This window comes from Motilibacter aurantiacus (assembly GCF_011250645.1).
Taxonomy (GTDB): domain Bacteria; phylum Actinomycetota; class Actinomycetes; order Motilibacterales; family Motilibacteraceae; genus Motilibacter_A; species Motilibacter_A aurantiacus.
In genome coordinates, this window is sequence record NZ_JAANNO010000010.1 from 94,378 (window position 1) to 120,277 (window position 25,900).

A 25,900-nucleotide genomic window follows, 5' to 3' on the forward strand; every position below is an offset into this window, starting at 1 on the left:
GCCGCCGTGGCCGCCGTCGCCGCTCCCGCGGCGCCCGCCGCCGCGCTGGGGCCCGTCACCGGCACACCCACCCGTGTCGCGTCCTTGAGCATGACCGCGGGCGACACGTCGCTGACCCGCGGGCAGCTGACGACGGTCACCGTCCGCGCGCATTTGGTCGACCCCGACCCGGGGGGCGTCGAGGCCGGCGGCGCGTCCGGCGGCCCGGACCAGTGGCTCGCCAGCTGCCCTGCGTGTCGGTCAGCTTCTCCGGCAGCAGCCGGGAGCAGGCCTGGAACGGGCGCGGCGTGCCGTTGAGGCTCGTGTCCGGCACCGCGCAGGACGGCGTCTGGGAGGGGTCGTACGTGCTCGGCGCCGCGAGCGCGGGGCGCTGGACGGCAACCGGGATCGTGGCCGGCGACCTGCGCCGGCCGGGGCAGGGCCCGTACGGCAACAACGTCATGGGCCTCGAGACGCTCGTCCCCGAGCTCGGTCGCCGGCAGGCGTGGATCGACGGGTTCGTCGCCGGGACCCAGGCCCGGCACGGTCAGGACAGCGGCACGAAGTCCAGTTCCTGGAAGTCCACGACCTCCGACTGCCACCGGTCGCGGACGAAGGCCACGTGCACCGGGTGCTCGTCGTAGCCCTGGTAGGCCACCTCGTCCGCGAACTCCATCGAGAACGAGTAGGCGAAGGCGCTCTTCGGGCTGACCTGCCGCAACTGCTCGAAGCGCTGGACGCCGGGGATGTCGGCCAGCGCCCGGGCGGCGGACAGGAACCCCGCCTCCTCGTCCGAGCCGGCTGCGTGCTTCAGGGTGAACACCACGGTGTGTCGGATCACCCGCTCACCCTGGCCCAGCGCCGGCCCGCGCCGCAAGCTCGGCTGCGCGGCGGGTCAGGAACCGCTGCTCCGGCACGCTCGCCGCACGTGAAGCAGCTTTCCGGTACTCGGCTGCGGCGCCGGCGACGTCACCCGCCCGCTCGAGCAGGTGTGCCCGCACGGCCTCCAGGCGGGTGCGCGCGGCGCCGCGCTCCTCCTCCAGCAGCTCCAGCTGGGCGAGCCCCGCGTGCGGGCCCTCGGCCATGCCGACGGCCACCACCCGGTTGAGCGCGGCGGCCGGCCCCGGCGCCAGCTGCAGCAGCACGTCGTACAGCGCCGCGACCTGCTTCCAGTCGGTCTCCTCGGCCGTCGGCGCCTCCGCGTGCACCGCGGCGATGGCCGCCTGCACCTGGTACGCCCACGGCCGCCCGCGGGACAGCGCGGACGCCACGAGCTCCAGGCCCTCGGCCACCAGCGCCGCGTCCCAGAGCGAGCGGTCCTGCTCCGGCAGCGGCACCAGGAACCCGTCCGGGGAGGTACGCGCCGCCCGCCGCGCGTCCGTCAGCAGCATCAGCGCGAGCAGCCCCTGCAGCTCGGCCCACGTGGGCAGCTGCGCGTGCAGCCGCCGGGTCAGCCGGATCGCCTCGCCCGTGAGCTCGGCGCGGTGCAGGTCGGGGCCGGAGCTGGCGGCGTAGCCCTCGTTGAAGACCAGGTAGAGGACCTGGAGCACGACGGGCATGCGGGCGTCGAGGTCCGCGCGCGAGCGCAGGGCGAAGCCGTGCCCGGACTCGCGCACCCGCGCCTTCGCCCGCGAGATGCGCTGCGCGATGGTGGGCTCCGGCACCAGGAACGCGCGGGCGATCTCGGCCGTCGTCAGGCCACCCACCGCCCGCAGGGCCAGCGCGAGCTGCGACGGCGGCTGCAGGGCCGGGTGGCAGCAGAGCAGCAGCAGCGTCAGCGAGTCCACGTGCGCGCCGTCCCGGTCCGCGTCGGCCGGGGCGTCGACCAGCTCGTCGCGCGGGGTGGCCTCCAGGTGGGCGCGCTCACGCCGCGCGCGGGCGGTGTCGGCCCGCACCTCGTCGAGGTAGCGCCGGGACGCGACCGTGACCAGCCAGCCGCGGGGGCGCTCCGGCACGCCCGACCACGGCCACTTCTGCGCCGCGGCGAGCAACGCCTCCTGGACCGCGTCCTCGCAGCGGGCGAAGTCGCCGTAGCGCCGGACGAGCGCGCCGAGGGCCTGCGGCGCGAGCTCGCGCAGCAGGCCCTCGACGCCGGCCGGGTCAGTCGGTGGCACCGTGCTCCATGACGGGCCAGACCTCCACCCCGCCGAGCCCCTTGCCGTAGCGCAGGCACGGGTAGGAGCTCGCGATGCCCAGTGCCCGCTCCTCGCTGGCGACGTCGACCACGACGTAGGACCCGACGTGCTCCTTGGCCTCCAGGTAGGGGCCGTCGGTCACGACCGGCACGCCCCCGCCGGCCACGGCCCGGATCGAGCGGGGCTGCGGCAGCAGGCCGTCGACGGCCACCAGCTCCCCGGACGCGCGCAGTGCGGCGTTGAACGCGTCGACCTCGGCGACCATCCGGCCGAACTCCTCCGGGCCGGTACCGGCCCAGATCTGCTCGTTGCCGTAGATCAGCATCATGTACTTCACGTCGGTCCCCTTCGGCTCGGGCGCCGCCTCCCGGCGCCGTCAGTGGCTGATCGGAGCGGGGCCGGCGGTCTCGACATCTTGCCGCGAGCAGCCGCTCAGCGCCGCTGCGCGCGGACGACGGTGTCGTGCATCGTCATCGGCCGGCCCTCGCGAACGCCCTCGCGGGCCCGGTCCTCGGCCACGAGCACCTTCCACTCGGCCGGGTCGAGCAGGCCCACCACGTCCTCGACCGTGAAGAACATCTCGGCCGGGTGGTGTCCGCCCTCCTCGAACATCGACCGCGCGTGGCCGACGACGAGCAGCGTGCCCCCCGGCGCCACGGCGCGGGCGAGCCGGGCCAGCGCGGCCTGCAGCTGCTGGGGCGGCAGGTGCATGAACTGCGCGGAGACCAGGTCGTACGCCCCCGGCGCGGGCACCCAGGCCGCGAGGTCGGCGTGCAGCCAGCTGCACCGCTCCCCCACGCCCTCCGCGCCGGCGTGCGCGGCGGCCCGCTCGAGCGCGCTGCGCGAGATGTCCGCGCCGTCGACCTGCCAGCCGCGCGACGCGAGCCACACCGCGTCCGCGCCCTCACCGCACCCGACGTCGAGCGCGCGCCCGGGAGCCAGCTCGGCGGCCTCGGCGACGAGCTGCGGGTTCGCCCGCCCGCTCCACACCTGCCCGGGGCCGCCGTACCGCTCCTCCCAGTAGCCCTCCTCGAAGAAGCTCGCGCCCTGCTCCGTGCGCAGCTGCTCGGCCGCCCCCGCCCGCACCGCCACGGCCTTCGCGGTGTCCTCCATGACCAGGTCGCCGTTGATCGCCGCGCCCGCCCGCATGCCCGCTGCGGCGGACACGATCACCTGGGCGGTCATGTCGGCGACGTTGCCCGCGACCCACATGCCGGGCACCGCGGTCGCCCCCGTCGGGTCGGCCGTCACGGCGCTGCCGATGACCGCGCCGTGCATCTCGCGGTCCTCGGCCGGGAGCCCGAGCTGGGCCGGCAGGTCGGCGCGGGCCCGCATCACGGTCCCGACGGCGAGTGCCTCGCGGGCCACCGTCTCCCCGGACGCGAGGCGTACGCCGGTGAGCCGGCCGTCCGCGGCCTCCACCGCCGCGACGGCCCCCTCGACGACGACGATGCCGCGGGCGAGCAGCTTCTCGCGGTCCTCGTCCGGCAGCGTCAGGGTGTTGGTGAAGAAGGCCACGTCCGGCGTCAGCTGCCGCCACATCAGTGCCTGGTGGACCGAGAGCGGGCCGGTGGCGAGCACGCCCAGCGCGCGGTCGCGTACCTCGTACCCGTGGCAGTAGGGGCAGTGCAGCACGTCGCGGCCCCAGCGCTCGCGCAGCCCGGGCACGTCGGGCAGCTCGTCGGCCAGCCCGGTGGCGACGAGCAGCCGGCGGGCCTCGACCGATCGGCCGTCCGCGAGCGCGACGCGGAAGCGCGGCCCCTCCAGTCGCTCGACCCCGGTCACCCGCCCGTCGACGACCTCCACGCCGTACGCCGCGGCCTCGGCCCGGCCGATCGCCAGCAGCTCGCGCGGCGGGGTGCCCTCCCGGCCGAGGTAGTTGTGCATGTGCGCCGCCGGGGCGTTGCGCGGCTCGCCGGCGTCCACGACGAGCACCGAGCGCCGCGACCGCCCGAGCGCCACCGCGCCGCTGAGCCCGGCCGCGCCGCCGCCCACGACCACCACGTCGTACGTCTTCTCCACGTCGTCCTCCTCCATCGGTCCCCCGACTATCGGCAGCGCGTGCAGGGTTGACAAGTTCTATTGCCGATACGGCAACATGGGCGGATGCCGGACGCCCCCCAGGACGACTTCACCCCCGTGCTCGACGCCGTCGGCCCGCGCCTGCGCGACCTGCGCCAGCAGCGCGGCACGACGCTGGCCCAGCTCTCCGAGTCCACCGGCATCTCGATCAGCACGCTCTCCCGGCTCGAGTCCGGGCAGCGACGGCCCACGCTCGAGCTGCTGCTGCCGCTGGCCCGGGCGCACCAGGTGCCGCTCGACGAGCTCGTCGACGCGCCGCCGACCGGCGACCCGCGGGTCCGGCTCAAGCCCTTCAGCCGGCACAACCGGACCTTCCTGCCGCTCACCCGGCGACCCGGGGGGCTGCAGGCGTACAAGGTCGTCTTCCCGCCGGAGCCGCTGCCCGTCGGCCAGGAGCTCAAGACCCACGAGGGCTACGAGTGGGTGTACGTCCTGTCCGGGCGGCTGCGCCTGCTGCTCGGCGATCGGGACGTCGAGCTGCACGAGGGCGAGGTGGCCGAGTTCGACACCCGGCTGCCGCACTGGCTGGGCAACACCGGGCCGGGGACGACGGAGGCGCTGTCCCTGTTCGGCCCGCAGGGCGAGCGGATGCACGTGCGGGCGCGGCCCGCGGGCAGGTCCGACGATTGAGGGCGAAGGGCACAGTTCGGCATTGACGCCGGGCGCCACGCGCAGGCGGGGCATCCGACGTGACCGTCCCCCTACACTCGGCCTCCGGACGGAAGGAGCCCGCCCATGACCACTCCCGGGAACCGCGCGGGCGGCGCACGCCCGCACCGCCCCACCCTGCAGGAAGTGGCCGACCGGGCCGGCGTCAGCCTCAAGACCGCGTCCCGGGCGTTGAATCGTGAGCCGCACGTCGCCGAGGCCACGGGCGAGCGCGTCCGCCGGGCCGCGGACGAGCTCGGCTTCCGGCTCAACGCGCTCGCCCGCGAGCTGCGCTCCGGTGCGACGTCCACCACCGCCGGACTCGTCATCGGCGACGTGGGCAACCCCTACTACTCGCGGATCGCGCGCGGCGTCGAGCGCGAGATGGACGCCCGCGGGCTCCAGCTCATCACCTCGAGCACGGACGACGACCCAGAGCGCGAGCGCGTCGCCGTCGCGGGGCTGCTCGAGCGCCGGGTCGCCGCGCTGCTCGTCGTCCCCTCCTCCGAGGACCACCGCTACCTCGAGGGCGAGCGCGCGCACGGGCTGCCGGTCGTCTTCCTCGACCGCCCCGCCGGGCACATCGACGCAGACACCTTCGTGCTCGACGACCGGGCCGGCGCGCGGGCCGCGGTCGAGCACCTGCTCGAGGCCGGCCACGAGCGCATCGGGCTGGTCGGGGACTTCTCCCGGCTGTCCACCCACCGCGCACGGGTGGCCGGCCACGCCGACGCGATGCAGGCCGCCGGCGTGCAGGGCTGGGAGACGTACGTCCGGGCCGACTGCCACGACCTCGACGCGGCCGCCCGGGGCGCGAGCGACCTGCTCTCGCTGCCCGAGCCGCCGACGGCCCTGTTCACCACGAACAACCGCTGCACCACCGGCGCGCTGCGCGCCGTCGCCGGCCTGCCCGACCGCCCCGAGATCGTGGGCTTCGACGACTTCGACCTGGCCGACGTGCTCGGGGTGACGGTCGTCGCCCACGACCCGGAGGAGATGGGGCGGCTGGCCGCCCGGGCCGCCCTCGCGCGGCTCGACGGGGACGACAGCCCGCCGCGCACCGTCGTGCTGCCGACGCGGCTGGTGGTTCGCTCGGCGCCGGGCGCGCCGGCGACCGGACGGGAGTCGCTCGGCGTGCGCAGCGGTGGCCGGCCGTCGCTGGCGGTGGCGCGGCCGCGTGACGCGGCCCCGCTGCTCGGGGCCGACGCGGCCTCCGGCTAGTCCTCGCCGCGCCGCATCCGCTTCACGTCCGAGCGGGCCTTCTTCGCCTTGAGCCGGCGCTCGACCGAGCCCCGGGTCGGACGGGTCGCCCGGCGCGGGCGTGGCGGCGGGGCTGTCGCCTCGAGCAGCAGGTCGCGCAGCCGGGCGCGCGCGGCCTCGCGGTTGCGCAGCTGGGAGCGCTGCTCGCTCGCCACGACGACCACCGCGCCGTCGACCAGCCTGCCCTCGAGCCGCTGCAGCGCCCGCGCCTTCAGCGGCGCCGGAAGGGCGGCGCTGGCCGCGAGGTCGTACGTCAGCTCCACCCGGCTGTCCGTGGTGTTGACCGACTGCCCGCCCGGGCCGGACGAGCGCGAGAAGCGCCAGGACAGCTCGGCGGCGGGGACCACGAGCCCCGGGCGCAGGGCCAGGTCGTCCCCCGCGGGCGGCGGCACGAGCGGGAGCAGCGGGTCAGCGGCCGGTGAGCAGGTCCTCGACGGACGCGGCACCGTCCTTGTAGCGGCGGCCGATCTCGGCCGTGCAGGCGTCGACGACCTCCTGCACCTTGCGCCGGGACTGGGAGACCTCGTCCTCGAAGGCGCCCAGCCGCGAGATCGCGCCGCTGAGCTCGTCGTCGGAGAGCGCGTCGAGGTCGGAGAAGCCGACGTCCGCCACGATCTGCTCCACCCGGCGCCGGTGCTCGCCCACCCGGGAAGGGTCGATGTGCGGCACCCGGGCGTGGCTCTGGTCGCTGCGCGGGCCGGAGTCGGTCAGCGTGCGGGCCAGCCGGGTCACGAAGTCGGCCTCGGACTCCTCCTGGCCGCCGCCGGCCCGGCGCGAGACCTCCGCGCGCAGGATGTCCAGCCGGCCCTGGAGGAGGCGGCGGACGTACGACAGGTCGGACTCCTCCTGCTCGGCGTCGCGGCGCAGCACGCGGACCTCGTCGAGCGGGCGCTCGGCCAGGTGGTCGAGGTATCCGGGCGCGAGCACGCGGTCGATGCGGCGCCGACCGCCCTCCATCGGCTGCGTCATGGCCTCTCCCGTCGTCGCGCTGGTGGTCTTCGACCACGCACAGTCGTCCTGCACACATCCTGCCACCTCGGGACGACCGACAGTGGGCAAGGATGTCCCGATGCGTGCCCTGCTGCAGCGTGCCCTGTCGGGGAGCGTCACCGTCGACGGCGAGGTCGTGGGGCGGCTGCCCGGCCCGGGGCTGGTCGTCCTGCTCGGGGTCGCGGTCGGGGACGACGAGCCGACCGCTCGCGCGCTGGCCGCCAAGACGTACGAGCTGCGCGTCCTGCGCGACGAGCGCAGCGCCGCCGACCTCGCCGCCCCGCTGCTCGTGATCAGCCAGTTCACGCTGTACGCCGATACCCGCAGGGGCCGCCGGCCCAGCTGGTCCCCGGCCGCCCCCGGCCCGGTGGCCGAGCCCCTCGTCGAGGCGTACGTCGCCGAGCTGCGTTCGCGCGGCGCGCACGTGGAGACCGGCGTGTTCGGCGCGGACATGCAGGTCGCGCTGGTCAACGACGGCCCGGTGACCGTGCTGCTGGAGCTGCCCGCCCCCCGAGCGCCCCGCCCCGCGCCGCCGCCCGGCCCCTCGCGTTGGCGCAATGCCGCATTCACGCGAACCTATGGGCGCGATGCCGCATCGTCGCAGGCAGGTTCCGGCACGATGCCGCATTCATAGGCGACGGCAACGGCACCGGTGGAGCGCGGGCCGGGCCCGGGCGCGGTCAGCGCTCCACGAACCCAAGGGCCTACGGGAACACGGGCCGCAGGCGTCGCGGCACCCGGCCGGAGGACCGCCGGCGTCAGTACGCCCCGGACCCCTTCATCACGGCCGCGAGCGTCTTCCACAGGATGAGCATGTCCGCGGTCATCGACCAGTTCTCGACGTAGTACAGGTCGAGCCGGACCGTGTCCTCCCAGGACAGGTCGGACCGGCCGCTGACCTGCCAGAGCCCGGTCATGCCCGGCTTGACGAGGAGCCGGCGGCGGACGTCGAACGCGTAGCGCTCCACCTCCGACGGGAGCGGGGGGCGCGGCCCGACCAGGCTCATCTCGCCGCGCAGCACGTTGAACAGCTGGGGCAGCTCATCGAGGGAGTAGCGCCGGATGAACCGGCCGACCGGGGTGATGCGCGGGTCGGCGCGCATCTTGAACAGCACGCCGTCGTGCTCGTTCTGCTCGGCCAGGGCGGCGAGCATCTGCTCGGCGTTGACGACCATGGAGCGGAATTTGAAGACGGTGAACGCCTTTCCGTCGCGGCCCACGCGCTGCTGACGGAAGAAGACCGGCCCCTTGCTGGTGAGCTTGACGGCGAGCGCGATGGCGACGAGGACCGGCGACAGCAGCACCACGAGGACGCTGCCGACGACCCGGTCGAAGACGCCCTTGGCCACGCGCATCGGCCCCTCGTACTGCGGGGGCTCGACGTGCAGGAGCGGCAGGCCCGCGACGGGGCGTACGTGGACCCGCGGGCCGGCAACGTCGGTCAGCGCCGGCGCGACGACCAGGTCGGTGCCGGTGCCCTCGAGCGTCCAGCCGAGCCGGCGCAGCGCGGTCGGGGTGAGCCCGACCGACGGCACGACCGCCACCGTGTCGGCGCCGGTCGCGCGCACGGCCTCGACGACGGTGTTGAGCGAGCCCACGACGGGGAGCCCGGCCGCCTCCGCGGTGGTCACGGCGGCCGGCTCGTCCGCGCCGCCGGGCAGGCAGACGCCGACGACCTCGAACCCGGCGTACTTCTCCCGGGTCAGCTCGGCCGCCAGGTGGCGGACGTTGTCCGGGCTGCCCACCACGAGGACGCGGTGCGCCCACCCCCCGCGCCGGCGGCGCGAGTGCAGCCACTTGCGCGCGACCCACCGCTCGAGCAGCAGGCCCGCGGTGCCGAGCGGGAACGCGACGGCGACCAGCGGCCGGGCGTACGCGGCCGACCCCAGGTAGGCGACGATCGCGACCAGCCCGAACAGGCGCACGCTGGCGGTGACCACGCGCTTGTACTCGTCGGGGCCGGTGCCCACGACCCGTCGGTCGCGCGAGAGGTGCAGGGAGAGGCTGGACATCCAGGCGACGCCGAGCAGCACGGCGAGCCAGCGCTGGGAGACGAGGTCGTCACCGCTCGGTGGCGGTGCGTCGGACCCGGCGTCGAAGCCGACGGCGACCGCGATGGCCAGTGCGGCCGCGACCACGACCAGGTCGGCCGCCACCAGCGTGGTGCCCAGCCGCCGCAGCCAGCTCGGCCGGCCCGACACGAAGGACGTCGCCTCGCCGGACGTGGCGGACGACCCGCCCCCCGGGGCCACGACGGGCTCGGTCTCGAGCAAGTCCGGGAACCTCCGTCGACGCAGGGACCGGCACGTGGGAGCCGGGCCTGTAGCCCGTCAGGCTACAGGCGGCGTGCCGGGGGTGGAGCAGGTCCGGGCTCAACCCCCCGATCGAAGCGCCGTGCGGGCGGCGCGCCCGGCACCGGGCGGCTCGGGCGCGGCGGCGAGCAGCGCCGGCTCCTCCTGCGCGGCCGCCACGCCGGCGACCAGGAGCCGGGCGTCCAGCGGGACGGACCGCTTGACCAGCGCGAGCGCGACGGGCCCGAGCTCGTGGTGCTGCACGACCGTGCCGACCGTGCCCACGGGGCGCCCGTCGGCCTCGACCTGCGCGCCGCCGGCCGGCAGCGTCTCGGCGGAGCCGTCCAGGTGCAGCAGCACGAGCCGCCGCGGCGGCCGGCCCAGGTTGTGCACGCGCGCGACCGTCTCCTGGCCGCGGTAGCAGCCCTTGTCCAGGTGGACGGCGGTCGTCAGCCACCCGGCCTCGTGCGGGATGGTGCGCTCGTCGGTGTCCACCCCGGGGCGCGGCACGCCGGCGGCGACCCGCAGCGCGTCGTACGCCCAGCGCCCTGCCAGCGGGCCGGCGCCCTGCGCGTACGCCGCGAGCTCCGCGCGCGGCACGAGCACCTCGCGCCCGCGCAGCGGAAGCGCCGGGTGCGGCAGCCAGGTCGTCAGCAGCCGCTCGTGCGGCGTCGCCACCGGCTCCCAGGCCGCCGCCCAGGCGGCGGTGACGTCCTCGACCTCGACCTCGGTCCAGAACCGCATCCGCAGCAGGTAGCCCGCGAGGGCCCCGGCGGCGCCGGGCTCCACGGTCATCCAGGTCGAGGTGCCGTCGTCGACGACGTTCGCGTGGGTCTCGACGCGCCCGTTGGGGTCCAGCACCAGCAGCTCGGTGGGCGTGCCGACCGGCAGGTCGCGCAGGAACTGGCTGGTCAGGTCGTGCAGCCAGCCCAGCCGGGCGGCGCCGGTGACGCGCACGACGCCGCGGTCGGACAGGTCGACCAGCCCGATGCCCTGCTCCAGCCGGCGCTGCTCGGCGAGCGGGTCGCCGTAGTGCCACGCGATGCGCTCGTCCGGCGGCTCGGCCGCGACCGCTCCGGGGGTGCTCAGCAGGACCGACGTCTCGACCGACATGTCCGGGGCAACCGCGCGGGGCGGCGGGGTCATTCCGCCGGGTCGGCGGCGGCGCAGTCGCGGCAGCGGCCGAAGATCGCGAAGTGGCTCACGTCGACCGCGAAGCCCTGCTCGCGGGCGATGCGCTTGACCAGGTCGTCGGCCACGGAGGTGTCGGCCTCGGTGACCCGCCCGCAGTCGCGGCAGACCAGGTGCAGGTGGTCGGACTCGTTGGCCGGGTGGTAGGTCGGCGCGCCGTGCCCGAGGTGGGTGTGCGTGACCAGGCCGAGCTCCTCGAGCAGCTCGAGGGTGCGGTAGACGGTGGAGACGTTGACCCCGCTGGCGGTGCGCTGCACCTCCGTGAGGACGTCCTCGGGCGTGGCGTGCCCGAGCGTGGCCACGGCCTCGAGGACCAGCTGGCGCTGCGGAGTGAGCCGGTAGCCCCGCTCCCGCAGCGTCGCCTGCCAGTCGGTCATCCGGCGGCCTTTCCCGCCCGCCCGATCGCCTCCGTCGCGCCGACCTTCTTCAGCCGCGCCGACGCGTGGGGGGACAGCGGCTGGCCGAGCGCTGCCTTGTCGTACGCCCACAGCAGGTCTCCTTCGACCAGCCCGTAGAGCCGGTGCCCGGCGGTGTGCTCCTCCGCGGAGACGGTGCGGGCCACCACGTCGGTGCGCAGCTCCAGGCGCGCGGGGTGGATCTCGCCGACGTAGACCTCGACCACGCCCGTCGGCTGGACGATGAGCGCCTCGATGAGGCTCTCCGGCTGCGGGCGCCAGTAGCCGGTCTCCACGGTGATGACGTCCCCGCGCTCGCCGTCCTCGCGCAGCTGCCAGAGCCGGCTCTCGTAGGTCAGGTAGGGGCCCCCGACGTGGTCGAAGACGACCTGCTGCCCGAACCGGGCCTCCTGCATCGTGGGGTAGCCGATGACCCCGGCGCCCTGCCAGACGCCGAGCAGCCAGGCGACCGGGACGAGCTCGGACGGCAGGTCGGGGGTCAGCTCCATGCGCCGCCGGCCCCCGCTAGGCCTGGGACTTGAACAGCTTGTAGACCGCGTAGAACGCGAACCACGTGATCAGCAGCGCGGCAAGGGCCAGCAGGCCCGTATAGAAAACCTCCAGCACGGGCGCGAGTCTACTGTGCGGGCATGCCCGAGACGTCCCGCACTCTCGTCGTCAAGGTCACCGCCGGCGCCGACGCCCCCGAGCGCTGCTCGCAGGCCTTCACGGTGGCCGCCACCGCGGCCGCCGCGGGCGTGCCCGTGTCGCTCTGGCTCACCGGCGAGTCGGCCTGGTTCGCCCTGCCGGGCCGCGCGGCGGAGTTCACGCTGCCGCACGCCGCCCCGCTCCCGGACCTGCTCGACGCGGTGCTCGCCGCCGGCACCGTGACCCTCTGCTCCCAGTGCGCGGCGCGGCGCGGGATGACCGGCGCCGACGTGCTCGCGGGCGTACGCATCGCCGGGGCGGCGGTGTTCGTGGAGGAGGCCCTGGCCGACGGCGCGCAGGCGCTCGTCTATTAGCTGCCGGACGCGAGAAGGTGCCCTGCTGACGATCCAGCCGTCAGCAGGGCACCTGCTCGGACGCGGTCAGGCGACGGCGACGTCCACCCGGGTGACCTCGCCGACCGTGGCCCGCACCGCGCGGTCCGTCGGCTGGGCGCCCGGAGCGAGGACGCGTACGGTCCACTCCCCCGACGCGGCGAAGAAGCGGTACTGCCCGGTGGCCGAGGTCGGGACCTCGGCGACGAACTCGCCGGACGCGTCGAGCAGCCGGACGTAGGCGCCCGCGAGCGGCGCGTCGTCGCGCGAGACGACGCCCGCGACGACGGCCTGACGGGAGAGGTCGACCCCGGAGAGGTCGAGGTCCTGAGGAGGTGCTCCGCACATGGTCGTCAGCTGCCCGATCCGGTCTCGACCGGAACGCCGACCAGCGAGCCGTACTCGGTCCACGACCCGTCGTAGTTCTTGACGTTCGGCTGGCCGAGCAGCTCGTGCAGCACGAACCACGTGTGCGCCGAGCGCTCGCCGATGCGGCAGTACGCGATCGTGTCCTTGCTGGCGAGGTCGACCCCGGCCTGGACGTACAGCTCGGCGAGCTCGGCCTCGTCCTTGAACGTGCCGTCGTCGTTGGCGGTCTTCGACCACGGGATGTTCTTCGCGGTCGGGACGTGCCCCGCGACCATCGCGGACTCCTGCGGCAGGTGCGCCGGGGCGAAGAGCTTGCCGCTGAACTCGTCGGGGCTGCGCACGTCGACCAGGTTGAGGTTGCCGATGGCGGCGACGACCTCGTCGCGGAAGGCGCGGATCGAGTTGTCCGGCTCCTGCGCGGTGTAGCTGGTGGCGGGGCGCTCGACCACGTCGCTCACCAGCTCGCGGGCGTCGAGCTCCCACTTCTTGCGGCCGCCGTCCATGAGCCGGACGTCGCGGTGGCCGTAGAGCTTGAAGTACCAGTAGGCGTAGGCCGCGAACCAGTTGTTGTTGCCGCCGTAGAGGACGACCGTGTCGTCGTTGGCGATGCCCTTCTTCGACAGCAGGGCCTCGAAGCCCTCCTTGTTGACGAAGTCGCGGCGGACCGGGTCCTGCAGGTCCTTGCGCCAGTCGATGCGGATGGCGCCCTTGATGTGGTTGCGGTCGTAGGCGGCGGTGTCCTCGTCGACCTCGACCAGCACGACCTTGGGGTCGTCCAGATGGGCCTCGACCCAGTCGGCGTCGACGAGCGCGGTCTCGCGGCTCATGGATTCCCTCTTCCTTCTAGTGTTCGCTCAGGGTTGCAGACGTCCCCGGGACGGGCCTTCGATGCGGCTGCGGCCCGACGGGGGCGGGGGCTCGGTGGAACTCTGCGGAGCGCCCCGTGCGGCGCGGGCGCGGGAAGGGGCCGATGCGGCACCGGCTTCCCGGGGGGCGCACGGGATCAGGCGCGGCGACAGAGGCTCGCCGCGACCCGACAGAGGTCGACAGCGCGCCGGCGGATCAGCAGTCCTGCCATGGAGGGCATCCTAGGGGGACGTCAAGATCCGGGACGGGACGTCCGCGAGCTGAGACCCCGCCGGAACGTGTCGATCACCCGTCCGCGTCACCGACCGCATCCCTGCGGCACCACCAGCCGGCGTCGCAGCCCGCTCACCCGCCCGCGAACGGCGGCAGCACCTCCACGACCGCGCCCTCACCGAGCGAGCGCCCCGCGGCCGCCTCCCGCGCCACGCGCTCGCCGTCGACCAGGAGGCTCGCGGCCCCCAGCACGGCCCGCAGCCGCTCCCCGTGCGTCCGCGCCACCTGCGCGAGCGCGTCCGCGACCGTCGCCGCGTCCACGACGTCCTCGGCGCGGCCGGCGGCTGCCTTCGCGGCCGCCCAGTAGCGCACCGTCACCTGGGGCACAAGCCCTCCCTTCCGTCGGTGGCCGAGCGCCGCGGTGCGCCGGACCGGGGCAAACCCGCCCTGAGCTGATCGAAAGTAAAGGGGCGATGACACGCGGATGACACAAGCACCCCCTATCCTTCGGTCCAGAAACGCGGGAGCCGCATGCTCCCAGCCCACAGTGCCGTGGGGCCGGACCGGACCGAGGGGCTCGGGGTGCCACGGCATCCCGCCCGCTGGAGGTGGGACATGGCGAGCGTCCTCCTGCTGACCAACGCACTGCAGCCGTCGGCCGAGGTGCTTCCCGCCCTGGGGCTCCTCCTGCACTCGGTGCGCGTGGGCCCGGCCGAGGCGTCCGCCCTGCTCGACGCGCCGCCCAGCGACGTCCTGCTCCTCGACGGCCGCCGCGACCTGCCCCACGCCCGCGCCACCTGCCGGCTGCTGCGTACGACCGGGCTGAGCTGCCCGCTCATCCTCGTCGTCACCGAGGGCGGGCTGGCCGCGGTGACCGCCGAGTGGGGCGTGGACGACGTCGTGCTCGACACCGCCGGCCCGGCCGAGGTCGAGGCCCGGCTGCGGCTCGCCACCGGACGGCTGGCGATCGCGGCGTCCTCGGACCCGGACTCCCCCAGCGAGATCCGCAACGGCGACCTCTCCATCGACGAGGCGACCTACGTGGCGAAGGTGCGCGGCCGCGTCCTCGACCTCACGTTCAAGGAGTTCGAGCTGCTGAAGTTCCTCGCCCAGCACCCGGGCCGGGTCTTCACCCGCGCCCAGCTGCTGCAGGAGGTGTGGGGCTACGACTACTTCGGCGGCACCCGCACGGTCGACGTGCACGTCCGGCGGCTGCGCGCCAAGCTCGGCGCCGACCACGAGGCCCTGATCGGCACGGTCCGCAACGTGGGCTACCGCTTCGTGGCGCCGGACAAGGGCGCGGACGAGCGCATCGCCGCGCCCACGGCCTGAGGGGCCCCTCGCGCGTCAGGCCGGTCGGCGTCGGGTGGGCTCGCTCGTGCCCGGCGCGCAGTCCCGGGCACGGGCCCGGCCTCGGCCGGTCGGTGCACGCGACCGACCACGCGGTCGCGCCTCCCACCCGGCACATCGGGTAGGAGGCGCGACGGAGCGACCGGTGGCCGGCTACGGCAGGCGGGTGATCCGGTTCAGCCCCGGCACGACGTACGGCGCGGTCGCCGACGAGTTGGCCGAGAGGAAGCGCGCGAAGCCGTCGATGTCGACGCCGCCGTAGAGCGGGTCGGTGCCCTCGGCGAAGGTGGCGTAGCCGTCGCCGCCCTCGATGAGGAAGTTGTTGGCGCCGACACGGTACTTCTTGCCCAGCTCGAGCGGCCGGCCGCCGACGAGGACGTTCGAGACGCGGTTCCCGGCCGGGGCCGAGGCGGTGAAGGTGTAGGTCAGGCCCGACACCGGCAGCCGGCCTGCCTCGAGGATCTGCTTGACCTGAGCGCCCGTGTAGGTCTTCGAGACGTTGTAGTTGCTGAACGGCTGAACGGCGAAGGCCTCTTCGTACGTCACCGCACCGTCGCCCTTGGGCAGGTCGGCCCGGATGCCGCCCGGGTTCATGAAGGCGATGTCGATCGGGCCACCGCCGGCGATGGACGGGTCGGCGCGGACCGAGTCGGCGAGCAGGTCACCCAGGGCCGACTCGCCCGCGGAGTTGGTGCTGCGGGTGATGTCCGAGCCGATGTAGCCGATCGTCCGCGTGGCGATCGGGCCGAGGTACGTGCGGTACCGGTTCATCAGATCGCTGATCTGCGCGTCCGGAGTCACGGTGCGGGTGACGATGACGTTCTCGGCCTTGGTGGCCTGCCGGTCGACATCGCCGGTCCGGCGGTCGATGACGAGGTCGATGTCGGTGACCAGGCGGCCGTAGTTGCCGGCCTGGGTGACCAGCCGGGGGTTGCCGGCCGGGTCGGGGGCCTTGCAGTTGAAGGCCGAGTGGCTGTGGCCGGTCACGATCACGTCGACGGCGGAGGTGACGTTCGCGTTGATGCCGCGGGCCGCGCCACCGAGCGAGGAGCAGCCGTTGTAGGCGCTGCCGCCGCTGCCGCCCTCGTGCATGAGGACGACGATCGCCTCGACGCCCCTGGCCTGCAGCTGGGCGGCGTGCTTGTTGATGACCTGGGCCTCGTCCTTGAAGGACAAGCCGCGGATGCCCGATGCCGTGACGATCGACGGGGTCGAGGACGTGACGACGCCGATGAAGCCCACCTTGGCGCCGTTGTGGAACTTCTCCACGTGCGTCGCGGCCATGAGCGGGCTGCCGTCGGCGGTGAACTCGACGTTCCCAGCCAGGTAGTCGAAGTCGGCGCCGCGGAAGCGCTTTCCGCCGAGGTCCTTGGCGGCGCAGCTGTTCTGGTTGTCCGCGCCGGCCTCGTCGCGGATGCAGCCGCCCTTCTGCATGCGGAGCAGCTCGGCGTAGCCCTCGTCGAACTCGTGGTTGCCCACGGCCGAGAGCTCGACGCCCATCAGGTTCATCGCCTCGATGGTCGGCTCGTCGTGGAACGCCGCCGACAGCAGCGGCGACGCGCCGATCATGTCGCCGGTGCCGATCGTGAAGCTGTCCTTCTTGCCGGCGCGCAGCTGCTTCAGGTGCGTCGAGAGGTACGCCGCACCGCCCGCCGGCACGGCCGGCTGGCCCCCGCCCGGGTTGACGGTGCCACCGGACCCGGTGGGCGGCTCGAGGTTGCCGTGGAAGTCGTTCACGGCGAGCAGCTGGATGTGCTGCAGAGGCTGGGACGTGACCGAGACGGCGTCGGCGGGGACGGCGGTCATCGCCGTCGCGGCCAGGACGGCGCCGGCGGCCGCGGCGAGCAGGGCCGCGCGCGGGCGCACGCGTCCGAGGATGGGCGTCATTCAGGGGTCTCCTGGGAGCTGCGGACGTGGGGGGCCGGTGGCCCCGCCGGAGGCTAGGGCAGCCGATGCCGTCCGCCGTGAGAAGCAGGCGAACTCCGCATGAACTCGTCGGCCCGGCTCTCAGATTCTCCTGCCGCGGGTGTCGTACGCGACGACGCTCGTGCCGCGGGACTGGCGCAGGGCCTCCTCGGCCTGCTGCACCGCCGACCGGGACGACGACGGGTCACCCTGCATCTCGGGCACGGGCACCGCGAGGGCCCAGACCCGCCACTCCGCCAGCCCGTCGACCCGGAAGATCGCCGCGTCCCGCTTCCTGCCATCGGCCGTGGACACCACGACGCGTGCCGCACGCGCCGGCACCTGGCCGACGATCACCCGTGGGCCGCCGTCCCTGGTGTAGCCGGAGGGTGGCCGGTGCCCGGGAGCGCCGCACCCGAAGCTCGTGGCCTCGAACTGGATGCAGAGCAGCCCGGCCGTGCTCATGTACGCCACCGTCCCGCCCGCGAGCTGGGTGATCCGTCCGGCGGGGACCCGCATGTCGGGCGGGTCGTAGTTCAGGGGGTCCGGGGTCGTGGGGATGCCGAGCTGGCTCGTCATCGGCGTGGCCACCGAGGACGCGCCCGTCCCCGGCGTCGCCGCCTCCTCGCCGCCGGCGCCCGCGACCGCCGCCACGGTCGCCACGCCCAGGACGGCGGCGCTCGCCGTGGCCACCGAGCCGAGGGACCGGCGCCGGGCGCGGGCCCGGATCTGCCCGGCTGCGGCGGCGGGGCGTACGACGCGGTCGGCCTCCGCCTCGAACGCGCGCTCCAGCAGGTCGTCGAGGTGCTCAGGCGCGGGCATCGGGTGCCTCCTGGTACGACGTGGGCAGGACGGCGCGGACGCGCGCGGCGCCCTTGCTGGCGTAGCCGCGGACAGCGGCCTCGGTGCAGCCGAGAGTGCTCGCGATGGCCGCGTCGTCGTAGCCCGCGTAATGGCGCAGCACCAGCACGGTGCGCTGCCGTGGTGGCAGGTCGGCGAGGGCGCGGTGCAGGACGTCGCGCTCTCCCACGAGGTCGGCCGGGTCGTCGAGCAGCCCACCGGTCGCCGTGTCGGGCGGGGCCGCGACCGGCCATTCGGGCAACCGGAGCCGCCGCCGCCAGGACAGGTGGGTGTTGACCACGATGCGGCGCACGTAGGCGTCCGGGCTGTCGGCGCGGGCCACCCTGCCCCAGTGACGGAACGCCTTGAGCAGCGCGCTCTGCACCAGGTCCTCGGCCAGGTAAGCGTCGCCGGTCAGGACGTAGGCGAACCGGGTCAGCGCGAGCGCGCGGGCCGCGACGTACTCGTCGAACGTCACGCCGCCGCCCTCCAGGTCTTCACTCCCCCAACGACGCCGCCCGTCCCGCCCTTGTTGCCAGCCGCAGGGGACTCGTTCTCCGGCAGACGCCAAGAGGGTGGCCCGCCGAACGGCGGGCCACCCTCGTCATGTGTGCGTCAGCGGAGGCCGGGCGTCACGGCAGGCGCGTGATGCGGTCCAGCGCCGGCGGCGCCAGCGGCGAGTTCGCCTCGAGGTACGACGCGAAGGCCTCGATGTCGAGGCCGCCGTAGAGCGGCGCCGTGCCCTGCGCGAAGGCGGTGAAGTTGTCGCCGCCCTCGAGCAGGAAGTTGTTGCCGGCGACCCGGTAGCTGCGGCTCAGGTCGAGCGGCTGGCCGTTGACCAGCACGTTGGAGACCTTCGAGCCCTTGGGCGCGGAGTCGCTCCAGCTGTAGGTGAGCCCGGAGACGCCGAGGATGCGGTTCTGGCCGGCGCCCGGGTTGTCGAACTGCTGCTCGAGGACCGCCTTGAGGTCGGAGCCCTTGAGCGTCTTGGAGACGTTGTAGTTGCTGAACGGCTGCACGCTGAAGGCCTCGCCGTACTGCACGACGCCGTCAGGGGCGAACGGCAGGTCGGCGCGGACGCCGCCGGGGTTGATGAAGCCGATCTCCACCGGGCCGTTGCCCTGCACGGAGGCGTCGGCCTTGGCGGCGTCGGCGAGGACGTTGCTCAGCGGGGCCTCGCCGGCCGGGCTCGTCGCACGGACCAGGTCGGCGGAGATCGAGCCCAGCTCGCGGCTCGCGATCGGGCCGAGGTAGCCCTGGTAGCGGGCGATGAGGCCGGTGATGGCAGGGTCCGCCGGGACCGTGCGGGTCACCACGTGGTTCGTCGCGGTGGTCTGCGCCCGGTTGATGTCCCCCGTGCGGCGGTCGAAGGCGAGGTCGACCTCGGAGATGAGCCGGCCGGCCGACGCCCCCTGGACGACCACGCGCGGGTTGCCCGCCGGGTCGTTCAGCTTGCAGTTGTAGCCGGCGTGGGTGTGGGCGTTGAGCAGCACGTCGACCGACGGCGAGATGCGGTTGTTGAGGTCCAGGACGGCGCCGTTGAGGTTGGAGCAGGCGTTGTAGAGCCCGGCCTGGCTGCCGCCCTCGTGGATCACGGCGACGATCGCCTGCACGCCCTGCGCCTGCAGCTGCGCGGCGTACCGGTTGATCGTGTCCGCCTCGTCGGTGAACGTCAGGCCGGCGACGCCGCTGGCCGTCACGATCGACGGGGTGGTCTTGGTGACGACGCCGATGAAGCCGACCTTCGCGCCCTGGTGGAACTTCTCCACGTGGGTCGCGGAGAGGATCGTCCTGCCGGTCGCGGTGTACTCCACGTTCGCGGCGAGGTAGGGGAAGTCCGCCCCGCGGAAGCGCTTGCCGCCGAGGTCCTTCGCGGGGCAGCTGTTCTGGTTGTTCGCGCCCTCGCCGTCGCGGATGCATCCGCCCTTCTGGATGCGCAGCAGCTCGGCGACGCCCTCGTCGAACTCGTGGTTGCCGACGACACCGAGGTCGACGTCCATCAGGTTGTGCGCCTCGATGGTCGGCTCGTCGTGGAAGGCGGCCGACAGCAGCGGGGACGCGCCGATGAGGTCGCCCGACGAGACCGTGAAGGAGTCGCGCTCCCCGGCGCGCAGCGCCTTCAGGTGCGTGGAGAGGTAGGCGGCGCCCCCGGCGTCCACGTTGACCGCAGCGCCGGTCGAGCTGGTGCCCGTCTGGATCCGCCCGCCGGAGCCCGACGGCGGCTCGAGGTTGCCGTGGAAGTCGTTGAAGGCCAGCAGCTGGATCCGCTGGATGGGCGCGGACGCGGCGGAGGCCGGAACGGCCGCGGTCACGGCTGCGGCCAGGGCGCCACCGGCGGCGGCGACGGCCAGCAGCCGCTTGCACCGCTCACTGGGCTTGGTCATGCGGGTGTCTCCCGAGGGTCGACGGCATCGGACGGAAGCGTCCGTCGGCAGGCAGGCTAGGCACAAGGGCCGACAGTTGGGGTGAACTTCCGGTGACGATGTCACCGCGGCCGGGGCGGGGCGCCCGGTTAGCCTGCAGGGATGTCGGACGCGTTGCGCATCGAGATCGCCGGCCGCCTGGGCAAGCCCGAGGTCGACGCGGTGACCTGGCTGGTGGAGGCGGCGACCGAGGCCGACGGCGTGCGCCCGCTCTCCGAGCACGTGGAGCTGCACCTGCGCTACGGCGGGGACCGGCCCGCCCGCAGCCTGCTCGCCTGGGACGGCGACGCGCTGGCGGCGTACGCCCATCTGGACGTGACCGACGCGGTGGCCGGCCCCAGCGCCGAGCTCGTGGTGCACCCGGGACGGAGACGGCGCGGCTACGGCCGGGCGCTGCTCGACGCGGTGCTCGCCGAGACGCCCGACGGCTCGGTCCGGGTGTGGGCGCACGGCGGGCTGCCGGGGGCAGCGGCGCTGGCGCGGGGGGCGGGGCTGGCCCAGGCCCGCGAGCTGCTGCAGATGCGCCGGCCGCTCGCCGCCACGTTGCCCTCGCCGGCGGTGCCCGAGGGCGTGCGCCTGCGCACCTTCCGCCCGGGCGAGGACGACGCCTCCTGGGTGGAGCTCAACGCCGCGGCCTTCGCCCAGCACCCGGAGCAGGGCGCGTGGACGCTGGACGACCTGCACGTCCGGCTGCACGAGCCGTGGTTCGACCCGGAGGGCTTCTTCCTGGCCGAGCGCGCGGGCGAGCTCGTGGGCTTCGGCTGGACGAAGGTGCACGGCGGCGAGGAGAAGCCGCGCCTCACCGTCGTCCGCGAGGCGGGCGAGGAGGGGGAGCAGGAGCTGCCCCGCAAGCTGCACGGCCACGACCCGATCGGCGAGCTCTACGTCCTCGGCGTCTGCCCGACGGCGCGCGGCGGCGGCCTGGCCCGGGTGCTCGCGGTGCAGGCCCTGGCCCACCTGCGCGACCGCGGGCTGGACGAGGCGATGCTCTACGTCGACGCCGACAACACGGCGGCGCTGCGGTTGTACGAGTCGCTCGGGTTCACCCGGTTCGACGTGGACGTGATGTACGCCCGCTGAGCCGGGCAGAGCGGACTCGACGTGGCGGTACGCCTCAAGGACGTGGCTCTGCGCGGGCGTCTCGGTGGCCGCCGTCAGCAACACCTTGAACCGGCCGCAGGTCGTCAGCGCGGCTCTCCAGCAGCGCGTGCACGCGGCCATCGAGGAGCTCGGCTACCTGGGCAACGAGTCGGCCCGGGCACTGCGCACGGGCCGGAGCCGCGCCCTCGCGCTGGTCGTGACCGACTGGGCCAACCCGTTCTTCACCGACGTCGCGCAGGGGGCAGACCACGCCGCGAGCGAGCGCGACGTGACGGTGGCGCTCTGCAGCAGCTTCAGCGACCGCGACCGGGAGCACCGGCACCTGGAGCGGTTCGAGGCGGCCCGGGCCTCCGGGGTGATCGTCACCCCGCTGGACGTCGCCGACCCGTGGCTGCACGGGCTGGCCTCCCGCGGCGTCCCCGTGGTGGTGCTCGCGCGCCAGATCGACGATCCCGGCCTCTGCTCGGTCCGCACCGACGACGAGGCCGGCGGCGCGCTGGCCGCACGCCACCTGCTCGAGCGCGGGCACCGGCGCCTGGCGTTCGTCGGGCTGCAGTTCGGCGACCGGCACCGGGGCGCGACCCGCGTGGTCGAGCGCCCGGAGTTCGCCGGCGCCGGCCTGCTGGCGGTGGCGGCCGAGGCCCCGGCCCTGGCCGCCGGACGGCAGGCGGGCGACGAGATCGCAGCGCTGCCGCCTCGGCGACGGTCGACCGGGGTGCTGTGCGGCAACGACCTGCTCGCGCTCGGGGTGCTGCAGGCCATGACCGAGCACGGCCTCCGGCCCCCCGAGGACGTCGCGATCGTGGGCTACGACGACATCGGGTACGCCGCCGGCGCCGCCGTCCCCCTGACCTTTCTCCGCCAGCCGAGCGTCGAGCTCGGCCGGGCCGCCGTGCGGCTGCTGCTCGACGAGGTCGACCGCGGCCCGGAGCACCGCCACGAGCACGTCGTGTTCGTTCCCGAGCTGGTGGTGCGGCGCTCGAGCGACGTGACGCGCCGGGTACGGCGCGCGAGTAGCCTCACGCGCCTCAAGTCGGACAGACCCGGGCAAGATGTGTTCGACGGCCCGGTTGCTGGGCACGACTGAGGCGGCAACCCACAGCGCACTCGAGGAGGCTCCATGGGCATCGGCGACATGACCGAGAAGGCCAGCGACGCGGGCCTGGAGAAGGCGGCGGACACGGCCGAGGCCAAGACCGGCGGCAAGGGCACCGACCAGATCGAGAAGGGCCAGCAGGCCGCCGACGCCAAGATCGGCGAGTAGCAGCAGCCCCTCGGACGGCCGGTCGCGCACCCTGCGCGGCCGGCCGTTCGCGTTGGTCAGCCCGGCGCGAGCAGCCCGGCCAGCGCCACGTCGACCGCCGCGCGCTGGGCGTCCGGCGCGTACGTCTCCTCGTCGACGGTCGCCAACGAGTTCAGCCCCTCGACGAGCGCCACCAGGGCCAGGGCGTGCGCCCGCACGTGGGCGGCGTCGAGCTCGGGCCGTACGGCCCCGACCAACCGAGTGACCCGCTCGACGAACGCCCGGTTGCCGCGCACGTGCAGCTCGGCCAGCTCCGTGTCGCCGAGGGCGGCGGCCAGGAAGCCGAGCCAGACCCGCGCCTCCTCGCGGGCCTGCGGGGTGAGCGAGGCGGCCTGCAGCAGGACGGCGTGCAGCGCCTCGGCCGGCGTGCCCGTCTCCGCCGCGTCCGCGCTCTGGGCCGTCCGCTCGTGCAGGACCTCGCGGGCGTGCGCGAGCAGCGCCCGCTTGTCGCGGAAGGTGTGCAGCACCAGTCCCGTCGTGCAGGCGGCGCGCTCGGCGACCGCTCGCAGCGAGAGCCCCTGCGGCCCCTGCTCGGCCAGGACGGCCCACACGGCGGCCGACAGCCGGGCACGCTGGCCCTCGATCTCCCGCCGTCTGGGCACGTCGCCGTCCTTTCGCCGAGCCGAAGCGTAGCGAGTGTTACCGTAACGTTCGTTACGAGACACGGAGGCCTGCATGCCCGATCCCCTGACCGTCTCGCCCGAGCCCTGGGACGCATCTGACGGCGAGCGGCTGCGCGCCGCACAGCGCGCCGAGCTCGACGCGCGCTACGGGTGCGACGACCACGAGCCCGGAGAGCCGCCGACCGCGGAGTCGGTGAGCGTGTTCCTCGTCGCGCGCGACGAGGCGGGCACCGCTCTGGGCTGCGGCGGGCTGCGGTTCCTCGGCCCGGGGTCGGCCGAGATCAAGCGGATGTACGTCGAGCCCGCAGCCCGTGGCACGGGTGTGGCCGTCGCGGTCCTGCGCGCCCTCGAGAACCGTGCCCGGGCCGCGGGCGTGGGCCGCCTGCTGCTGGAGACCGGGACGGCACAGCCGGATGCGATCCGCTTCTACGAGCGTGAGGGCTACCAGCGGATCGAGCCGTTCGGCGCGTACGTCGGGTCCGAGATCTCCGTCTGCTACGCGCGCGACCTCTGACCTGCGGGCGCGGGCGGCAGACCGTGGAGCGCCAGGGGGGTCAGGGCGCCCTCAGCGCTCCACGGCGCGGACGCCGTCCCGGTCACCGGCCGAGAGCTCGCCGGCCACCCGCGCCAGCGTGCGCAGCACGGAGGCGACCGCCGCCCGCGGCAGCCGCTCGGGGCGTGCCAGCGCCTCGATGCGGCGGGTGACCGCGGCGCCCTCGATCGGGCGCAGCACGACCCCCGGGTGCTGCGGGCCGGTGTAGCGCGGGACGAGGGCGACCCCGCCCCCCGCGGCGACGAGCGCGACGGACACCGAGAACTCGTTGATCCGGTGCACGGGGCGGATGGGACGGCCGGCGGCCGTCACCACCGCCTCGAACGCGCCGAGCAGCGGGAAGCCCTCGTGCACGGCGATCCACGGCTCGCCGGCGACGTCGGCCGCGGTGAGCGCTTCCCGGGCCGCCAGCCGATGCCCCACGGGCAGGGCGACGTCGATCGGCTCGCGCAGCAGGCCGAAGGAGCGCACGGTGCGCGGCCAGCCCGGGCCGTGCTCCGGCCGGTGGGCGATCACGACGTCGTAGTCCGCGCACAGCGCCGGGAAGTCGGCCTGGGCCACGTCCTCGTCGGCACAGGCGACCCGGGGCCCGCCCGCGTCGGCGAGGGCCGCGACCAGGCGGGGGAAGAGCGTGGCCGCCGCACTGGAGAACGCCGCGACCGCCACCGTCGCCTCCGGGTCGGCCAGGTAGTCCTCCACAGCGGCCTCCGCCCGGGCGAGCGCCTCCGCCACGTCCGCGGCCGCATCGGCCACCGCCCGCCCGGCATCGGTGAGGACCAGCACCCGGCCCCGCCGCTCCGTGAGGGGCACGGCGGCGCCGCGCTGGAGGGCGGCCAACTGCTGGGAGACGGCGGACGGGGAGATGTGCAGCGCGGCGGCGACCGCGGTCACGCTCCCGCGGTCGCCGAGCTCGCGGAGGACGGCGAGCTGGCGCGGGTCCATGAAGCGAAACTACAGGGACGCTGAACCAGCTGCCGCTTGCTCTTCACGGTCTCCCCCGGCAGCCTCGGCCCGTGACCAGGCTTCGCACCACCTACGCCGTCGACGCCGTCCTGCTCGGGGTCGCGGTGGTCTGGGGCACGAGCTACCTGGTCGCCAAGGACCTGACCGCGGTGGCGGCCGTCTCGGTGGTGCTCGCGCTGCGCTACCTGCTGACCGCGGGCTCGCTGCTCGCCTGCTGCGCCGCCTCGCGGTCGGCCCCCAGCCGCGCCGAGACCCGCGTCGGCGCGCTCCTCGGCTGCACGCAGGCGGCGATCCTGGCCCTGGAGACGGCAGGGGTCGCGCACACGTCGGCCACCAACGCCGGGCTGCTCATCAGCCTGACCGTCGTGTGCACCCCGCTCCTGGAGAGCGTCTGGTCACGCGACTGGCTGCCCGCCCGGTTCTTCGTCGCCGCGACCCTCGCCGTCGTCGGCGTCGGGCTCCTGGTGTCGGCCGACGGGCTGGCGGCCCCGGGCGGCGGGGACCTCCTCGTGCTCGCCGCCGCGGGCGTACGCGCCACGCACGTCACGCTCATCGGGCGGCTGACCGCGGGGCGGGCGTACCGGTCCCTGCAGATCACCACGGTGCAGGCCGTCGTCGGCACGGGCGTGTTCGCGCTCGCGGCGGGGCCGCGGCTGCCCGACACGGTCCCGCAGCTTTCCGGGCCGGACTGGGCTCGCCTGGCCTACCTCGCCCTGGCCTGCAGCGTGTTCGCGTTCCTGGCCCAGACGTGGGCGATCCGCCGCACCTCCGCGAGCCGCGCCAGCCTGCTCATGGGCACCGAGCCGGTGTGGGCCGTGGCCGCCGGCGTCGGCCTCGGGGACGAGTCGCTGACCGCCCTCAGCGCCTGTGGAGCGGCCCTGATCGTGATCGCGACGTACTGGGGCCGCGCGGTCGAGGGGCGCCACCGCGAGCGCGTCGAGCCACCGACGGCCCCGGACGCGGCCTTCACCGAAGCCGACTACACCGAACTGCAGGTGCAGGCTCAGCCGCTGCGCTGAGCCTGCCGCTGTCGCTTGGCCAGCGGCGCCTGCGACAGGTCCTCGGCGACGGTGTCGTTCAGGGTGTACGCGAGGCCGCGCTCGTCGAGCCAGGCACGGCAGGCCGCCTCCGCCCGCTCGGCCGCCTCGAGAACGTCCTCCTCGGCCTCGCCCGCGGCTGCGAAGCGGAAGGTGAAGAACGGCCGGGCGGCGACGTCGTAGGACATGTGCCCCTCGGGCGTGAAGCGTGCCGACAGGACGTCGTGCCGGCCCGCCTGGGCCAGCAGCGCGGCGCGCTGCTCGGCCGTCAGTGCCTCGAACGAGCCTCGGATCTTGATGCGGAAGTCGCGGGTGCTCACCCGCCGACGGTAGTGACGGGTG

30 protein-coding genes and 1 pseudogene are annotated in these 25,900 nt (G+C 74.8%); 10 read left to right on the forward strand and 21 right to left on the reverse strand.

The annotated features are described in order from the left end of the window. Positions 1–526: 526 nt before the first annotated feature. From G9H72_RS16420 to G9H72_RS16435, 4 genes are all read right to left on the reverse strand, one after another. Positions 527–820, reverse strand: a complete 294-nt coding sequence (locus G9H72_RS16420) for a Dabb family protein (RefSeq protein ID WP_166173046.1) — start codon at positions 818–820, stop codon at positions 527–529. A 4-nt stretch (positions 821–824) separates the two neighbouring features. Beyond that, positions 825–2,093, reverse strand: a complete 1,269-nt coding sequence (locus G9H72_RS16425) for an RNA polymerase sigma factor (protein WP_166173048.1) — start codon at positions 2,091–2,093, stop codon at positions 825–827. Then, on the reverse strand, positions 2,080–2,442 hold the full coding sequence (locus G9H72_RS16430) for a YciI family protein (protein WP_231127241.1): 363 nt from the start codon (positions 2,440–2,442) through the stop codon (positions 2,080–2,082). Before G9H72_RS16430 ends, G9H72_RS16425 begins: the two co-directional genes overlap by 14 nt. A gap of 104 nt (positions 2,443–2,546) precedes the next feature. Further along, complete coding sequence (locus tag G9H72_RS16435; RefSeq protein ID WP_331272370.1) at positions 2,547–4,136, reverse strand: methyltransferase domain-containing protein; 1,590 nt, start codon at positions 4,134–4,136, stop codon at positions 2,547–2,549. A gap of 84 nt (positions 4,137–4,220) precedes the next feature. Between G9H72_RS16435 and G9H72_RS16440 the strand changes: the two genes are divergently transcribed. Further along, positions 4,221–4,826: a helix-turn-helix domain-containing protein gene (locus G9H72_RS16440; RefSeq protein ID WP_166173054.1), complete on the forward strand. Its 606-nt coding sequence runs from the start codon at positions 4,221–4,223 to the stop codon at positions 4,824–4,826. 105 nt (positions 4,827–4,931) lie between these two features. Further along, complete coding sequence (locus G9H72_RS16445; RefSeq protein ID WP_166173056.1) at positions 4,932–6,065, forward strand: LacI family DNA-binding transcriptional regulator; 1,134 nt, start codon at positions 4,932–4,934, stop codon at positions 6,063–6,065. Here G9H72_RS16445 and arfB read toward each other — a convergent pair. Together arfB and G9H72_RS16455 are read right to left on the reverse strand one after the other, a co-directional pair. Continuing rightward, positions 6,062–6,496: an alternative ribosome rescue aminoacyl-tRNA hydrolase ArfB gene (arfB, locus tag G9H72_RS16450; protein WP_166173058.1), complete on the reverse strand. Its 435-nt coding sequence runs from the start codon at positions 6,494–6,496 to the stop codon at positions 6,062–6,064. The two genes, G9H72_RS16445 and arfB, sit on opposite strands and share 4 nt — an antisense overlap. A gap of 16 nt (positions 6,497–6,512) precedes the next feature. After that, entirely contained in the window at positions 6,513–7,073 is a 561-nt protein-coding gene (locus tag G9H72_RS16455; RefSeq protein ID WP_166173060.1) for an RsiG family protein, read from the reverse strand. A 100-nt stretch (positions 7,074–7,173) separates the two neighbouring features. Here G9H72_RS16455 and dtd point away from each other — a divergent pair. Further along, positions 7,174–7,593 (forward strand): annotated as a pseudogene (gene dtd, locus G9H72_RS16460) (D-aminoacyl-tRNA deacylase); the annotation flags it as partial. A 259-nt stretch (positions 7,594–7,852) separates the two neighbouring features. Here dtd and G9H72_RS16465 read toward each other — a convergent pair. From G9H72_RS16465 to G9H72_RS16480, 4 genes are all read right to left on the reverse strand, one after another. Further along, entirely contained in the window at positions 7,853–9,346 is a 1,494-nt protein-coding gene (locus G9H72_RS16465; RefSeq protein ID WP_166173135.1) for a sugar transferase, read from the reverse strand. A gap of 120 nt (positions 9,347–9,466) precedes the next feature. Then, positions 9,467–10,498, reverse strand: a complete 1,032-nt coding sequence (ygfZ, locus tag G9H72_RS16470) for a CAF17-like 4Fe-4S cluster assembly/insertion protein YgfZ (RefSeq protein ID WP_166173137.1) — start codon at positions 10,496–10,498, stop codon at positions 9,467–9,469. A gap of 29 nt (positions 10,499–10,527) precedes the next feature. Continuing rightward, positions 10,528–10,953, reverse strand: a complete 426-nt coding sequence (locus G9H72_RS16475) for a Fur family transcriptional regulator (protein WP_166173064.1) — start codon at positions 10,951–10,953, stop codon at positions 10,528–10,530. Continuing rightward, on the reverse strand, positions 10,950–11,480 hold the full coding sequence (locus tag G9H72_RS16480) for an FABP family protein (RefSeq protein WP_166173066.1): 531 nt from the start codon (positions 11,478–11,480) through the stop codon (positions 10,950–10,952). Before G9H72_RS16480 ends, G9H72_RS16475 begins: the two co-directional genes overlap by 4 nt. Positions 11,481–11,621: 141 nt before the next feature. Here G9H72_RS16480 and G9H72_RS16485 point away from each other — a divergent pair, with 141 nt between their 5' ends. Beyond that, positions 11,622–11,993: a DsrE family protein gene (locus G9H72_RS16485; protein ID WP_166173068.1), complete on the forward strand. Its 372-nt coding sequence runs from the start codon at positions 11,622–11,624 to the stop codon at positions 11,991–11,993. Between the two features lie 66 nt (positions 11,994–12,059). Here G9H72_RS16485 and G9H72_RS16490 read toward each other — a convergent pair whose 3' ends face one another. From G9H72_RS16490 to G9H72_RS23135, 4 genes are all read right to left on the reverse strand, one after another. Then, positions 12,060–12,359 (reverse strand): DUF1416 domain-containing protein, encoded by a 300-nt coding sequence (locus tag G9H72_RS16490; RefSeq protein ID WP_166173070.1) that lies wholly within the window; start codon positions 12,357–12,359, stop codon positions 12,060–12,062. A 5-nt stretch (positions 12,360–12,364) separates the two neighbouring features. Beyond that, positions 12,365–13,207, reverse strand: coding sequence for a sulfurtransferase (locus tag G9H72_RS16495; protein WP_166173072.1), 843 nt, complete (start codon positions 13,205–13,207; stop codon positions 12,365–12,367). A 176-nt stretch (positions 13,208–13,383) separates the two neighbouring features. After that, positions 13,384–13,467, reverse strand: a complete 84-nt coding sequence (locus G9H72_RS23450; protein WP_407939598.1) for a putative leader peptide — start codon at positions 13,465–13,467, stop codon at positions 13,384–13,386. 125 nt (positions 13,468–13,592) lie between these two features. Then, entirely contained in the window at positions 13,593–13,847 is a 255-nt protein-coding gene (locus G9H72_RS23135; RefSeq protein ID WP_166173074.1) for a MoaD/ThiS family protein, read from the reverse strand. 228 nt (positions 13,848–14,075) lie between these two features. Here G9H72_RS23135 and G9H72_RS16505 point away from each other — a divergent pair, with 228 nt between their 5' ends. Beyond that, on the forward strand, positions 14,076–14,792 hold the full coding sequence (locus G9H72_RS16505) for a winged helix-turn-helix transcriptional regulator (protein WP_166173076.1): 717 nt from the start codon (positions 14,076–14,078) through the stop codon (positions 14,790–14,792). 171 nt (positions 14,793–14,963) lie between these two features. Here the strand turns inward: G9H72_RS16505 and G9H72_RS16510 are convergent, their stop codons facing one another. From G9H72_RS16510 to G9H72_RS16525, 4 genes are all read right to left on the reverse strand, one after another. Beyond that, the gene (locus G9H72_RS16510) at positions 14,964–16,697 is read right to left on the reverse strand and encodes a bifunctional metallophosphatase/5'-nucleotidase (RefSeq protein WP_166173078.1); all 1,734 of its coding nucleotides are present in this window, start codon (positions 16,695–16,697) and stop codon (positions 14,964–14,966) included. Positions 16,698–16,817: 120 nt separating this feature from the next. Continuing rightward, positions 16,818–17,537, reverse strand: a complete 720-nt coding sequence (locus tag G9H72_RS16515) for a hypothetical protein (RefSeq protein ID WP_166173080.1) — start codon at positions 17,535–17,537, stop codon at positions 16,818–16,820. Beyond that, positions 17,524–18,033, reverse strand: coding sequence for a SigE family RNA polymerase sigma factor (locus G9H72_RS16520; RefSeq protein ID WP_166173082.1), 510 nt, complete (start codon positions 18,031–18,033; stop codon positions 17,524–17,526). Before G9H72_RS16520 ends, G9H72_RS16515 begins: the two co-directional genes overlap by 14 nt. 154 nt (positions 18,034–18,187) lie before the next feature. Further along, positions 18,188–19,939, reverse strand: a complete 1,752-nt coding sequence (locus G9H72_RS16525; RefSeq protein WP_166173084.1) for a bifunctional metallophosphatase/5'-nucleotidase — start codon at positions 19,937–19,939, stop codon at positions 18,188–18,190. Positions 19,940–20,080: 141 nt separating this feature from the next. On the opposite strand from G9H72_RS16525, the gene mshD reads away from it, so the two are divergent. The 3 genes from mshD (at position 20,081) to G9H72_RS16540 (ending at position 22,343) form a co-directional block, all read left to right on the forward strand. Further along, positions 20,081–21,058 carry a mycothiol synthase gene (gene mshD / locus G9H72_RS16530; RefSeq protein ID WP_166173086.1) on the forward strand — a complete coding sequence of 326 codons (978 nt, stop codon included), beginning with the start codon at positions 20,081–20,083 and terminating at the stop codon, positions 21,056–21,058. A 64-nt stretch (positions 21,059–21,122) separates the two neighbouring features. Further along, a complete protein-coding gene (locus G9H72_RS16535) occupies positions 21,123–22,166 on the forward strand; it encodes a LacI family DNA-binding transcriptional regulator (RefSeq protein ID WP_166173088.1) in 1,044 nt (347 codons plus the stop codon). 33 nt (positions 22,167–22,199) lie between these two features. After that, complete coding sequence (locus G9H72_RS16540) at positions 22,200–22,343, forward strand: Rv0909 family putative TA system antitoxin (protein WP_166173090.1); 144 nt, start codon at positions 22,200–22,202, stop codon at positions 22,341–22,343. A 56-nt stretch (positions 22,344–22,399) separates the two neighbouring features. On the opposite strand, the gene G9H72_RS16545 is transcribed toward G9H72_RS16540, so the two are convergent. Then, entirely contained in the window at positions 22,400–22,984 is a 585-nt protein-coding gene (locus tag G9H72_RS16545; protein WP_166173092.1) for a TetR/AcrR family transcriptional regulator, read from the reverse strand. A 73-nt stretch (positions 22,985–23,057) separates the two neighbouring features. On the opposite strand from G9H72_RS16545, the gene G9H72_RS16550 reads away from it, so the two are divergent. Continuing rightward, positions 23,058–23,519 carry a GNAT family N-acetyltransferase gene (locus tag G9H72_RS16550; protein ID WP_166173094.1) on the forward strand — a complete coding sequence of 154 codons (462 nt, stop codon included), beginning with the start codon at positions 23,058–23,060 and terminating at the stop codon, positions 23,517–23,519. Between the two features lie 51 nt (positions 23,520–23,570). Here the strand turns inward: G9H72_RS16550 and G9H72_RS16555 are convergent, their stop codons facing one another. Beyond that, positions 23,571–24,500: a LysR family transcriptional regulator gene (locus tag G9H72_RS16555; RefSeq protein ID WP_166173096.1), complete on the reverse strand. Its 930-nt coding sequence runs from the start codon at positions 24,498–24,500 to the stop codon at positions 23,571–23,573. 71 nt (positions 24,501–24,571) lie between these two features. Here G9H72_RS16555 and G9H72_RS16560 point away from each other — a divergent pair, with 71 nt between their 5' ends. Further along, on the forward strand, positions 24,572–25,540 hold the full coding sequence (locus G9H72_RS16560; RefSeq protein ID WP_166173098.1) for a DMT family transporter: 969 nt from the start codon (positions 24,572–24,574) through the stop codon (positions 25,538–25,540). On the opposite strand, the gene G9H72_RS16565 is transcribed toward G9H72_RS16560, so the two are convergent. After that, positions 25,525–25,878 (reverse strand): DUF6204 family protein, encoded by a 354-nt coding sequence (locus G9H72_RS16565; RefSeq protein WP_166173100.1) that lies wholly within the window; start codon positions 25,876–25,878, stop codon positions 25,525–25,527. The genes G9H72_RS16560 and G9H72_RS16565 overlap by 16 nt on opposite strands. Positions 25,879–25,900 lie beyond the last annotated feature (22 nt).